The following is a 12666-nucleotide window of genomic DNA, read 5'->3' as shown; positions in this document are numbered from 1 at the left end:
CATGGATCATTTCCTCTACCGCGATGGCATGCTGCACGCCGAAGACGTGCCGCTGTCGGACATCGCGCGCGGGGTCGGCACGCCGGCCTATGTCTATTCCGCCGCGACCCTGCTGCGCCATTTCCATCTGTTCGATGAGGCCCTTGCCTGGGGGCCGCATCTGGTCTGCTACGCCGTCAAGGCAGCGTCCAACGTCGCCATCCTCAAGCTGCTGGGCGATGCCGGGGCCGGCATGGACGTCGTGTCGGAGGGCGAATACCGCCGCGCCCGCGCCGCCGGGGTACCGGGCGACCGGATCGTGTTCTCGGGTGTGGGCAAGACCGAAGCCGAGATGCGCTACGTCCTCGAAAACGGCATCCGCCAGATCAACCTGGAATCCGAGCCGGAATACCGTCTTCTGTCGAAGATCGCCGCCGAAATGGGCCTCGACGTGCCCGTCACCGTGCGCGTGAACCCAGATGTCGACGCCAAGACGCACGAGAAGATCGCGACGGGTAAATCCGACAACAAGTTCGGCATCCCCATCGCCCGCGCCCGCGAGGTCTATGCCGAATTGGCAAGCCTACCGGGGCTGAAGGTCGTGGGCATCGACGTCCACATCGGCAGCCAGCTGACCGACCTCGACCCGTTCCGCGCCGCGTATCGCAAGGTCGCCGACCTGACGCGGGCGTTGCGCGAGGACGGGCATGAAATCACGCGCCTCGATCTGGGCGGGGGCCTCGGCATTCCCTATGCCCGCTCCAACCTCGCCCCGCCCGTGCCGATGGAATACGGGCAGGTCATCCGCGAGGAGGTAGGGGATCTGGGCTGCGAGATCGAGATTGAACCCGGCCGCTTGATCGCGGGCAATGCGGGGATCCTGCTGACCTCGACCATCTTCGTTAAGGAAGGCGAGGGCCGCGATTTCCTGATCGTGGACGCGGCAATGAACGACCTGATCCGTCCGGCGATGTACGGTGCGCACCACGACATCGTTCCGGTGATCGAACCCACGCCGGGGGCGGACACCCGCGCCTTCGATATCGTCGGCCCCATCTGCGAAACGGGCGATACCTTCGCCAAGGGACGCGATATGCCGCAGGTGGACGCAGGCGACCTGATCGCCTTCCGGTCCGCCGGGGCTTACGGTGCCGTGATGTCCAGTGAATACAACTCCCGCCCCCTCATCCCCGAGGTTTTGGTGCAGGGCGATCAATACGCGGTGATCCGCCCGCGTCCGACCTATGACGAGATGATTTCGCGCGATAGTGTTCCCCATTGGCTCGAATGACCCTACCTTCCTAGGGACAGACATCGGGAGGGTCGATTGACCGACAGCACGCCGCCCCCCAAGCGCTCCCTCGCCGGAGCCGTGCGCCTGACCCATCTCGGCCTCTGGGCCGAGCGGGTGACCCGTGCGTTCTGGCCGATGTGGACGGTGCTGTTCGTCGGACTGGCCATCTGGGCGTCCGGTATCCTTCCCAACTTGTGGGAACTGCCCGCGCTCGCTGCCGCCGGCCTTGTCGCCATCGCCCTTTTCGTCGTCGGTATGTGGGATTTCCGCGCGCCCACCCGCGCCGATGCGCTGGCCCGTCTGGACGCAACCCTGCCCGGAAGGCCGCTCTCGGCGCTCTCCGATGACATGGCGGTAGGGTCCGACGACCCTCAGGCCGCCGCCGTCTGGGAGGCGCATCGTCGTCGCATGGCCGACCGTCTGGCCGGGGCGCGTGCCGTGCCGGGCGACCTGCGGGTGTCGCGCCGCGACCCTTACGCCCTGCGCTACATGGCCGTCCTTCTGGCCGCCGTCGCCTTGCTTTTCGGTACGCTCTGGCGCGTTCCTGAGGTGCCCGCGCTGCCGGGGGCCGGCAGCCAAGTCGCGACCGGTCCCGCATGGGAAGGCTGGCTGGAGCCGCCGCGCCATACGGGTTTGCCGACGCTATATCTCAACGACATAGATCCGGGGCCTGTGAACGTCCCCGAAGGCACGCGGGTGACTCTGCGCCTTTACGGCGAGGTCGGTGCCCTCGCCGTCAGCGAGACCGTCTCGGGCCGGACCGAAACCCTTCCGTCGGAGCCGTTGCAGGACTTCGTCGTCACTCAGTCCGGCACCCTGTCCATCGACGGGGTGGACGACACCCCCCTCTGGACCCTGACAGCAACGCCCGACGCAGAACCCGACATCGCCGTCGCTGGCGATCCGGCATTCGAGTTCCCTGATCTGGTCACCCTGCCTTGGACCGCCAGCGACGACTACGGCGTGACCGCGGCAGAAATAACCATCGCACTCGACCCCGATGCGGCCGAGCGTCGCCACGGTCTGACGATCGAGCCGGAACCGCGCGCGCCGCTGACCCTCGACATGTCGCTGCCTATTTCAGGCGACCGCGCGGATATCGTGGAAACCTTCCGCGCCGAACTGACCGAGCATCCGCTGGCCGACATGCCCGTCACCATCACCCTGCGCGCCAGCGACGCCGCCAATCAGACCGGCACGACGGTCGCGCAGATGACACTGCCCGGTCGGGCCTTCTATGATCCCATCGCAAGCGCCTTGATCGAACAGCGTCGCGACCTGAACTGGTCGCGGGCCAACCGCGACCGTGTCTCTCGCCTGCTCAAGGCCGTGACTTGGCAGGCCGACGGCAGCTGGAACGCGCCCACCGCTTATATCATCACCCGCATGGCCATTCGCCGGCTGGACGAAGGGCCGCTGACGCTGGAGACCCGCGATCAGGTGGCCGAAATGCTTTGGCAGGCCGCCGTCCGGATCGAGGAAGGGTCTCTCGACAGTGCACTGGCCCGCTTGCGCGAGGCGCAGGAGCGGCTGGCCGAAGCCATCCGTCAAGGGGCTTCCCCCGAAGAGATCGACCGCCTGATGGCGGAAATGCGCGAGGCTATGGACGATTACACCCGCCAGCTTGCCCAGCAGGAAGGCGAGCAGGGACAGCAACAGCAGGCCCAGGGTGAAACGCAGGAAATCACGCCCGACATGCTGGACGAGATGATGGAACGCATCGAGGAGCTGATGCGCCAGGGTCGCACCGCCGAGGCGCAGGAATTGCTGCGCCAGCTGCAGGAGATGATGGAGAACATGCAGGTCACCCAAGGGCAGGGCGGCGGCGGTGAAGGTCAGCAGGGCGAGGGTCAGCAGGCGATGGATGACCTGCGCGAGCAATTGCGCGAACAGCAGGGCCTGTCGGACGAAGCGTTCCGCCAGCTGCAGGAGCAGTTCAACCCGGACGCGCAGGCCGGCGAAAGCCAGCAGAACGAGGGTGCAAACGGCAGCGGGCAAGGTCAGTCCGAACAGCATTCGCCGGGTCAGGGCCAGCAACAGGGTCAAGGTCAGCAGGGGGAGCAGGGCGAGAACCAGCAGTCCCAGTCCCCCGGTCAGGGTGGCGGCAGCCAGGGCCAGCCGAACCAGCAGCCCGGACAGGGCGGCGGTCAGGGCGGCAGCCCCGAGGAGTTGGCCCAGCGCCAGGAGGCTCTGCGGCAGGGACTGGAGACGCTGCGCGGCAACCTGCCCGGCGCAGGCACCGAAGCCGGCGATGCCGCGCGCGAGGCCCTTGGTCGGGCCGAGGGCGCGATGGAGGATGCCGAACAGGATCTTGCCGATGGCAATCTGGGCGGTGCGCTCGACGATCAGGCGCGCGCCATGGATGCGCTGCGCGACGGGATGCAGGAGCTGGGCCGCGCGCTTGCCGGCGACCGCCCGCCCGGCAGCGATCAGCCCGGCAATCAGGGGCAGCAGGGCGACCGGCCTGGCCGCGCCATCGACCGCGACCCTTTGGGTCGGCAATCGGGTGAGGGCGGTCAGATCGGCAGCACAGAGTCCCTGGGCGAGGGGCCCGAAGCCCAGCGCCGCGCACGCGATCTGATGGATGAAATCCGTCGCCGCTCGGGCGAGCGTGATCGACCGGAGTTGGAACTCGACTACCTGCGCCGCCTGCTCGATCGGTTCTGATCGGACCTCAGCGGTCGGGAGAGATGCTTTCCGTCAGCTTTTCGGCCGCCGCCGCGATGGTCATGCGCTGTACGTCGACCCAAGCCACGTATTTCGTCAGGACGGTCGACGCCTGCGGCACCGCCTCGCCGATATGGTCCGCGAAGACATAGATCCCGACAAGGATCAGGATCACGCCGCAGACCGTCAGAAAACCCAGTCGAAATCCGCTCATCCGCTTGGCCATGCGCGGGGCCTCCGCCTCTGCATCGGCGGCGGCTTCGGCCTCGGCGGCGCGTTCGTCGGGCCGCAGGGAGGAGTTGATTTCCTCGATATCGGGCAGCAATTCGCGCCGCGCCGCGCGGGCAGACACCGGGGCGTCGTTTGTCGTGTCGGTGCCATCAAACGGATCGCCGTTGTCGTCGACCCCGTCATCGCCCGATGGGGCGGCGGCGTCGCGCAGCGTTTCGGCGATCACGTCCGACACGTCGATGTCGGGCTCTTCTGCCGGGGTCACGGTTCGGGTTCCCCGTCCGCCGCGGGCGGATCCGCGCGCGCGGGCCAGTGTGGCGGCGGCGGCCATGCGGGCCCGTTCGGCAGCTGCTTTCTGGCGCGGGTCGGACGTTTCGTCCTGGTCATCGGACGGCGTCTCGTCCGCGTCGCCGCCATCATCCGTCGCATTGTCGTCCGGCGCGTTTTTGTCGGGCGTATCGTTGCCGGGCGCGCCTTCTATCATCGCATCCTGAGATCCGACAACATCCGGCACATCACCATCCCGGTCATCATCGCTCGCCGTGTCACGTGATCCTTCGGACGTGCCTTCGTCGTCGTGTCGGCGTTCGGCAAGATCGCGTTCCTCGCGCAGGATATCCAGCGTCTGCTGATCCGGTTCGACCCGGCGGGCACGCGCCCGGACGGGTTCGGGAATATCGTCATCGTCGTCGACTTCATCATCTTCGACAGGCAGGTCCGTGGCGCGACGTCCCGGACGGCGCACCGCCCGTTCCTGGACCGCGCTGGCCGCACGGGGGCGTCCGTCCTGAAACCAGGTCGTCCCGCAATTCGAACACTGCACGTCCCGACCTTCGGACGGGATCATGTCGTCGCCCACTTCGTATTGGGCGTTGCAGTTTGGACAGGTGATGCGCATGCGGCCGGTGGGTGTCCTGGACGAAAGGTTAACAATTGCGCTTACCGCGCCCCATTGGCCCGCAGGTGTCAACCCTGACGCCGGGCATCCCGACCGAGGCTGTGACCCGGATACCCGGAAAGGCGGCGATTGCGTCAAAATCATGGCTGGGGCAGAAGGGCACGAACACGAGGGGACAACCGTGATCGAGCTGCAGGGCGCAGGATATTCTTATGGCGGCGCGGGCCTGCTGGCCGGCCTGGATCTGGGTCTGGCGCAGGGGTCGTTCCACTTCCTGACGGGGCCGTCGGGCGCGGGCAAGACGACGCTGCTGAAACTCTGCTACGGCGATCTGAAGCCGACCTCCGGCCAGGTTCTTCTGGACGGCCGCGACACCCGCAGCCTCGAACGCGATGGGCTGGCGCGGATGCGCCGAAGGATCGGTGTTGTCCACCAGGATTGTCAGTTCATCGACCACCTGAGCATCCGCGAAAACGTCGCCCTGCCGCTGATGGTGGCGGGCCGCGACGTCGCGGCCGAAGCGGTGAACCTGGCCCAATTGCTGGGCTGGGTCGGCCTTGCGCCGCGTGCCGATGCCCTGCCCCCGCAGCTGTCGGGCGGAGAGCGGCAGCGCGCGGCCCTTGCCCGTGCGATCATCATGGACCCCGAAGTCATCATCGCGGACGAGCCGACGGGAAACATCGACTGGGAAATGTCGCAGCGCCTGCTGACCCTGCTGGCCGAACTGAACCGCATGGGAAAAACAGTTCTGGTCGCCACCCATGACCTGGCCCTGATCCGCGCCGCCAAATCGCAGGTCTCGGCCCGGGTGCTGCGTCTGGCGAATGGTGTGCTATCGTCGGGGGCGGAGTTGTGAAAGCGTTGCGCCCGATGCTCGACGCGGCCCTTGGTGACCGTCAGGCCGATCGCGTCGTCCCACCCACCGGGCACACGGTCTGGCTGACCGTATTGACCGCGACCGCGATGGCCTTCCTCGCCGTTTTTGCGTTGGCTCTGGCATTGGCCACGGGCCGGCTTGCCGACCGCTGGGCCGACAGTCTTGCACAGGCCGCCACGATACGCGTGTCCGCCCCGCCCGAACAGGCCGATGCCCAGGTCGATGCGCTGCAGGCGATCTTGGCCGCGACGCCCGGCGTGGCCGAGAGCCGCGTTCTGGACCAGTCCGAACAGGCCGCCCTGCTGGAGCCTTGGCTGGGTGCGGATCTGCCGCTCGACACGCTTCCCCTGCCCCGCTTGGTGGAGGTGATCGGCACCGACGATCTGGATGTCGAGGGCCTGCGCCAACGTCTCGCGGCCGAGGTTCCGGGCGCCACCTACGACGACCATACCCGCTGGCGGCAGCCCCTGGTGCGCGCGGCCGACAGATTGCGCGCCCTTGGCTGGATCGCGCTGACACTGATTGCGGGCACGCTGGCGGCGATGGTCACCCTGGCCGCGCAGGCCGCATTGTCCGCCAATTCGCAGGTGATCCGCGTGCTGCGCCTGGTCGGGGCACGCGACGCCTATGTCGCGCGCGCATTCACCCGCCGTTTCACCCTGCGCGCCGCCGCCGGGGCTTTGATCGGAACCACGCTTGGCGGCCTTGCCATCGCCTTTCTGCCGCAGGCCGATCCCGCCGGCGGGTTTCTCACCGGACTCAGCTTCGCCGGGGCGGCTTGGCTCCTACTGCCGCTGATCCCGCTTTTTGCCGGGGCCGTCGCGTTCCTGGCCACCCGCCGCGCCGCGCTATCCGCGCTGGCCCGGTTCGAATAAGGTCGCCCCATGCAAATGATCCGTTCCGTCCTATTCAACGTCGTCATGTACATCTGGATGACCATCGTCGGCATCGCCTGCATCCCGTTGCTCATCGCGTCGCCCGAAGGCGCGCGCTGGACCTGCAGTTTTTACGCCAAGACGACGCTCTGGTTGCTTGAAAAGATAACCGGCCTGCGCACTGAAATCCGGGGCAATGTGCCCACCGGCGGCGTTCTGGTCGCCGCAAAGCATCAGAGCTTTCTCGACATCATGTTGATCTGGATCCCCCTGTCGCGTCCGTTCTTCATCATGAAATCCATCCTGCGGTTTGCCCCCTTCCTGGGCCAGTACGCCCTGCGACTGGGATGTATCCCCGTCTTTCGTGGCAAGCGGGCCGAGGCGATCAAACGGATGCTGGCCGAAGTGTCGTCGGGCAAGCGCGAAGGCGGTCAGCTCTTGATCTATCCTCAGGGCACACGCGTCGCACCGGGGGTGCGCGCGCCCTATAAGGTGGGGACCTTCGCGCTCTACGATCAGCTCAAGCAGCCCTGCGTGCCCGTGGCCACCAACGTCGGTGTCTTCTGGCCCAAGCGCGGCCTGCTGCGCAGATCCGGTCTGGCCGTGGCCGAATTCCTCGATCCGATCCCGCCGGGCCTGGACCGTGCGACCTTCATGGCCCTTCTGGAGGAGCGGGTCGAAACCGCGTCAAACCGTCTGATGGAGGAGGCGGGTTTCCCCATCGCCCCCGCACCGCAGCGGGTCGGCGATCCGGTGGTCGATGTGGTCGAGGACGTCGCGCGCTGACCTGCGGCGTGGACGTCCCTAAACTGCGATGGTCCGCCGGGCCGAACAGCGAGAACGAGGGATCGAGCGCCATCACCCGCCACATCAGACAGGAACGCGCATGACACGGGCGATCATGATCCAGGGGGCCGGCTCGAACGTTGGCAAATCGATGCTGGTCGCGGGCATTTGCCGCCACTTTACACAAGCCGGCCTGCGCGTTCGACCGTTCAAACCGCAGAACATGTCCAACAACGCCGCCGTGACCGCCGACGGCGGTGAGATCGGGCGCGCGCAGGCGTTGCAGGCGATGGCTTGCGGGGTCGATCCGGTTACGGACATGAACCCTGTCCTGCTCAAGCCCGAGACAGACACCGGCAGTCAGGTCATCGTGCAAGGGCAGCGTCTGGCGACGGTGCGCGCGCGCGACTACGCCGCGCTCAAACCTCAGCTTCTGACGGCCTGCCTCGACAGCTTTCGCCGCCTGTCCCTCGATGCGGATCTGATCGTCATCGAAGGGGCCGGCTCCCCGGCGGAGATCAATCTGCGCGCGGGCGATATCGCCAACATGGGCTTCGCCGAGGCGGCGAATGTGCCCGTCGTCCTTGCGGGCGACATCGACCGGGGCGGCGTCATCGCGCAGCTTGTGGGCACCAAGGCGGTGCTGGCCCCCGACGATGCCGACCGCATCAAGGGGTTCCTCGTCAACAAGTTCCGCGGCGATGTCAGCCTGTTCGACGAAGGCACGGCGCAGATCGCGGCGCGCACGGGATGGGCGGCACTGGGGACGGTGCCCTGGTTCGCCGATGCGTGGCGGCTTCCGGCCGAAGACATCATGGACATCCGGTCCGCGACCCGGCCCGACACCTTCCGCATCGTCGTGCCGCGCCTGAACCGGATCGCCAATTTCGACGACCTTGACCCGTTGTCCGCCGATCCGAACCTGTCGGTCGAGGTGATCGCGCCGGGCCGTCCCCTGCCCGTCTGCGACCTGATCCTGATCCCCGGCAGTAAAGCCACGATTGCCGATCTGGCCGACCTGCGCGCGCAGGGCTGGGACATCGATATCGCGGCGCACGTGCGGCGGGGCGGTCATGTTCTTGGCATCTGCGGCGGCTATCAGATGTTGGGCCGCACCATCGCCGACCCCGAAGGTCTGGAGGGCGCACCGACGACCGTGGACGGCCTGGGCCACCTGGACATCCACACGGTGATGCAGCCGCGCAAGCATCTGTCCCGCGTGACCGCCACCGACGTGGACAGCGGCGCGGCCGTGACAGGCTATGAAATCCACCTGGGGCAGACGACCGGCCCGGATACCGCGCGCGGCTGGTTGACGCGAAACGGCACACGGGTCGGCGCCGCTGGCGAAAATGGCCGTGTCCGGGGGTGTTACCTGCACGGGCTTTTTACAGGCGATGCCTTTCGCGCGGCCTACCTGGCCAGGTTGGGGGCCCTCACATCGCCCACCGACTACGGTGCGGGCGTCGATGCCACGTTGGATGCCCTTGCCGCGCATCTGGCGGTCTGCCTCGACATGGAAGCCCTTTTGCAGATCGCCACCGATATTCGATAACGGACACCCGAACGTTGTCCACCTGCGAACCCATGCTAAGGTTCCCGTCAGACAATTCCTTCAGGAGATTCCCATGATCCGCGCAAACCTGCTTCGCGCCGCGGCCGTTCTGGCCACGCTCGTCGCCACCCCGGCCCTGGCCGCACAATGCATCACCAGTCAGGGTCAGTTCGGTGCCTACAAGCAGGGTCTGGGACAGCAGGCGGCGTCGGCGGGCGTCGGTCAGCGCGGGCTTCAGGCCCTGAACAGCGCCGATCTTTCGGGCATCACATGGCGCTTCGAGTCGAACCCGGCCAGCCAGTCCGGCGTGAGCCAGGGCGATCCGGCGGCCTTCCTTGCCAAACGCTCCGGCTCCTCGGCGCAGGCCTTCGTCAGCCAGGCGCAATCGCGCAAGGACCGCAACGCCGGTCTGTTCGACACACTGGAGCGGCAATATGGCGTGCCCGGCTCGATCCTGGTGACGATCTGGGGGCTGGAGACATCCTGGGGCGGCTATACCGGCCAGACGCCGATCGTGGACGGGGCCGTGACGCTTGCCAGCTATTGCCGCCGTCACCCCCGGTTTGAGACGCATGCGGTTTCGGCCCTGCGTCTGGTCGATCAGGGTGCCATCGCGGCCAACACGCGCGGTGGCCCATCGGGCGAGCTGGGGCACATGCAATTCCTGGCTGGCAACTGGGAACGCTTCGGCGTCGATGCCGACGGAAACGGTCGCCGCGATCCCTATTCCGCGACCGATGCGCTTGCGAGTGCTGCCAACATGCTGCGCCAGAACGGCTGGCAGGCCGGACAGCCCTTTGGTCAGGGCACGCGCAACTTCAACGTCCTGTCGGCCTGGAACGACAGCGGCAACTACCAGCGCGCCATCGCCTATGCGGCCGAACGTATCCGGTAGAAATCAGGCAGATATCTTGACGATAGCGGGGTGGCGAAGGCCGCCCCGTTTTTCGTGGTGACGAAGACTGCGGAAGATTTCGGTACGGGTGGCGGGACTCGAACCCGCACGGGCAAAGCCCTTCAGATTTTAAGTCTGATGTGTCTACCATTCCACCACACCCGCACGTCGCCTGCGTAAGTGGAACCGCCCGCCATTGGCAAGCGCCAAGCCGTCAGAGATCGGTGCTCTCGGGTTTGAGCGTCAGATAGATGCGCTCGCTCAGCCACGGGTTTAATGCGACGGCCCGCCTGATTTCCGCCTGTCCGTCCCGGATACGGCCCATGCGGATCAACGTCAGGCCCTTGCCCGCCATCGCCGGGATGTGACGCGGTTGCAACGCCAGGGCGCGGTCCAGATCGGGCAGCGCGGCGGCGAAATCTTCCCGGATGAAATTGGCGAAGGCACGCTGGTTGTAGCCTTCGGCATACTCCGGGCAGTATTCGATCAGCGCGTCGAACGCGGTCACCGCCCCTGCCAGATCGAACGACGCCCTGCGCGCCATGCCGTCATCCAGCAGGTCTTGGGCCCGGGCATCGGGCGCCTTCGCCCAGAAGGTCCACATTTCGCCCGACAGGACGCGTGCGGCCCCTTCATCCGGGGCGTCCTGCACCGCATCGATCAGCCCGTCGATCGCGCCCGCGATGTCGGGGGCCGGCGGACAGGTCGCGAAAGCGGGCGCGGCGGAAAGAACCAATGCGAAGAATGTCCTGAGCATGATAACGATGGTGGCGTTCGCGGACGTCAGGTCAAGGTGCGGGCCGACGGATAATGCGTGCTCACCGCGACGCGGACGTGTCGACCGCACCGTCGATGGCCAACCGTTTGCCCACCGCGCCGATGGCCGGCGTGCGGGCGAATTCGCCGATCAGGGCGTCCAGCTGCCCTTCCATCACGGCGGCAAGGGACACGTCCTGCCCCTCCCATTGCGCCTTGGCGGACACCACCGAAATGATGCGCGTTTCGTCCCCGTAGCGAATGAAGATCGGCGCGCCGGAAGATCCGAAATCGACCTCGCAGCTCAGCACCAGGATTTCGTTGTCGCGGGCCAGAATTTCGCATGCACTTTCGTGCGACGGCGCATCGGCCCGGTCCTGCCCGTAGCTTACCACTTGGACAACCTGCCCGGCCTCGACCCGGACCTGGGTGCGGAACGGGCGGACATGGCCCAGACGCACAGGCTGATCCAACTCCAGCAGTGCGAGGTCGGAGCCGACGCGGCTCAGCCGGGTGGAGTCCGAGAAGTCGTATTCGGGATGCACGACGATCCGGCGCACGCCGCGATAGGCTTCGGCACGGCCGTTGCGCAACCCGGGCTGAAATTCGATCTTGGATGGATCGATCCGCTCTCCGGTCGCCGCGTCGTAAAGGCAATGTGCCGCCGTCAGCACGACGTCGGACGTGATGAGCGATGCGGTGCAGAACCCGTCGGGCCCGAAGTTGAGCCGCCCAACCGCTTCCCAGCCCCGGTTCGCGTCGGCCGTTTCCAGGCTTTCGAGCGGGGTCTCGGCCATCGAAGGCGCGCCTAGCGTGACCGCCGCAAGGACGGCCATCATCATCGATTTCAAAGGAGTGTTCATGTCTGCCCTCACTGCGTCTTCCCCCTGTCTAGGGTTGGAAAGCGCCGAGTCTGGGTCCGGATTGGTGCCCGTTCGGGACCCTTTGCGGGCAGATCGGGCGGATTGTGTCAGTCGCCGGGCCGATGGAAGCGGATCGTCCCGGTTCCGCCATCTTCGCCGACGCGCAGGACCTTGCGCCGGGCCGCGAACTGCGGGGTGCGCAGGAATTCGCGCTTCAACTCCTCCAGGCCGCTCTCCACCGTGACGGCAAGGGCGACCGGCCGGCCGTCCCAGTCGCTCATCGAGGAGATGACCGATACGATCTGCAATCCCTGCGCGGTCCGCACGAACACCGGAGAGCCGGAGGCCCCGTAATCGACCGAACACGACAGCACCAGAACGCGGGCGTCCCGGTCCAGGACGGTGCAGCCGCTTTCGCGCATCGGCGCATCGGCGCGGCCCCTGGCATAGCTGATCAATTCCACCGCATCGCCGGTGGTCAGACTGCCCTGCGCGGCGAATGGATGGACCTGCGGCAACCGGACGTCGCGCGCCAGTTCCAGCAAGGCAAGGTCGGTCCGCAGGGCGGTCCCGGTCGGGCGTTCGGAATACGTGTACCCGGGGTGGATCACCATCCGCCGCACCCGCCGGGAGGCGGTCTCCTCGCCTTGGCGCAGACCGGCGCGGAAGGTCATCGCCTCGTTCGAGAACGCTTGCCCGGTCGATTTGTCGAACAAGCAATGCGCGGCCGTCAGGACCAGCGATGGGGAAACGAGGGCGGCGGTGCAAAAGCCGGATGCGCCATCCGCGCCCCGGATGTCCAACCGACCGACCCCTTCGATCCCCCGCGCGTCATGGGCGGTTTGAACCGTGGCGGATGTCGATGGCGGGACGGTCGTCTGGGCGGTCGGCGGGGTCGCACCAAGGACGAACAGGCCGAACGACAGGCAGATTGAAAACGACAGACGCATGGCAGACCCCTTTGAAATCGGGGTCAGTCTGGATGCCGAA

The 12666-nt window shown here is 66.8% G+C and carries 11 protein-coding genes and 1 tRNA gene; 7 read left to right on the top strand and 5 right to left on the bottom strand.

Annotated features, from left to right (window positions below; translation table 11 throughout):
• The first annotated feature begins 1 nt into the window (after position 1).
• Both lysA and JDO7802_RS02975 read left to right on the top strand, forming a co-directional pair.
• Positions 2-1270, top strand: coding sequence for a diaminopimelate decarboxylase (gene lysA / locus JDO7802_RS02980; RefSeq protein WP_055082421.1), 1269 nt, complete (start codon positions 2-4; stop codon positions 1268-1270).
• A gap of 36 nt (positions 1271-1306) precedes the next feature.
• The gene (locus JDO7802_RS02975) at positions 1307-3940 is read left to right on the top strand and encodes a DUF4175 domain-containing protein (RefSeq protein ID WP_055082419.1); all 2634 of its coding nucleotides are present in this window, start codon (positions 1307-1309) and stop codon (positions 3938-3940) included.
• 7 nt (positions 3941-3947) lie between these two features.
• On the opposite strand, the gene JDO7802_RS18455 is transcribed toward JDO7802_RS02975, so the two are convergent.
• Positions 3948-5069 carry a zinc-ribbon domain-containing protein gene (locus JDO7802_RS18455; RefSeq protein ID WP_055082416.1) on the bottom strand — a complete coding sequence of 374 codons (1122 nt, stop codon included), beginning with the start codon at positions 5067-5069 and terminating at the stop codon, positions 3948-3950.
• Between the two features lie 181 nt (positions 5070-5250).
• On the opposite strand from JDO7802_RS18455, the gene JDO7802_RS02965 reads away from it, so the two are divergent.
• The 5 genes from JDO7802_RS02965 to JDO7802_RS02945 all read left to right on the top strand — a co-directional run bounded on the left by JDO7802_RS02965 (position 5251) and on the right by JDO7802_RS02945 (position 10057).
• The gene (locus JDO7802_RS02965; protein WP_055083004.1) at positions 5251-5925 is read left to right on the top strand and encodes a cell division ATP-binding protein FtsE; all 675 of its coding nucleotides are present in this window, start codon (positions 5251-5253) and stop codon (positions 5923-5925) included.
• Positions 5926-5939: 14 nt separating this feature from the next.
• A complete protein-coding gene (locus JDO7802_RS02960; RefSeq protein WP_055082414.1) occupies positions 5940-6821 on the top strand; it encodes a cell division protein FtsX in 882 nt (293 codons plus the stop codon).
• A gap of 15 nt (positions 6822-6836) precedes the next feature.
• A complete protein-coding gene (locus JDO7802_RS02955; RefSeq protein WP_306455343.1) occupies positions 6837-7607 on the top strand; it encodes a lysophospholipid acyltransferase family protein in 771 nt (256 codons plus the stop codon).
• A 100-nt stretch (positions 7608-7707) separates the two neighbouring features.
• Positions 7708-9162: a cobyric acid synthase gene (locus JDO7802_RS02950; RefSeq protein WP_055082411.1), complete on the top strand. Its 1455-nt coding sequence runs from the start codon at positions 7708-7710 to the stop codon at positions 9160-9162.
• A gap of 73 nt (positions 9163-9235) precedes the next feature.
• Positions 9236-10057, top strand: a complete 822-nt coding sequence (locus tag JDO7802_RS02945; protein WP_055082409.1) for a lytic murein transglycosylase — start codon at positions 9236-9238, stop codon at positions 10055-10057.
• Between the two features lie 83 nt (positions 10058-10140).
• Here JDO7802_RS02945 and JDO7802_RS02940 read toward each other — a convergent pair.
• The 4 genes from JDO7802_RS02940 to JDO7802_RS02925 form a co-directional block, all read right to left on the bottom strand.
• Positions 10141-10222 (bottom strand) — tRNA-Leu (locus JDO7802_RS02940).
• A 49-nt stretch (positions 10223-10271) separates the two neighbouring features.
• The gene (locus tag JDO7802_RS02935) at positions 10272-10814 is read right to left on the bottom strand and encodes a tetratricopeptide repeat protein (protein ID WP_055083002.1); all 543 of its coding nucleotides are present in this window, start codon (positions 10812-10814) and stop codon (positions 10272-10274) included.
• A gap of 61 nt (positions 10815-10875) precedes the next feature.
• A complete protein-coding gene (locus JDO7802_RS02930) occupies positions 10876-11676 on the bottom strand; it encodes a trypsin-like serine peptidase (RefSeq protein WP_055082407.1) in 801 nt (266 codons plus the stop codon).
• A gap of 107 nt (positions 11677-11783) precedes the next feature.
• On the bottom strand, positions 11784-12666 hold an 883-nt coding region (locus JDO7802_RS02925), incomplete at its 5' end, for a trypsin-like serine peptidase (protein ID WP_222836383.1).

The sequence above is a fragment of the Jannaschia donghaensis genome (genome assembly GCF_001403795.1).
Taxonomy (GTDB): Bacteria; Pseudomonadota; Alphaproteobacteria; order Rhodobacterales; family Rhodobacteraceae; genus Jannaschia; species Jannaschia donghaensis.
The sequence above is the reverse complement of the archived record's forward strand: the minus strand, read 5'-3'. Positions and strand labels throughout refer to the sequence as shown.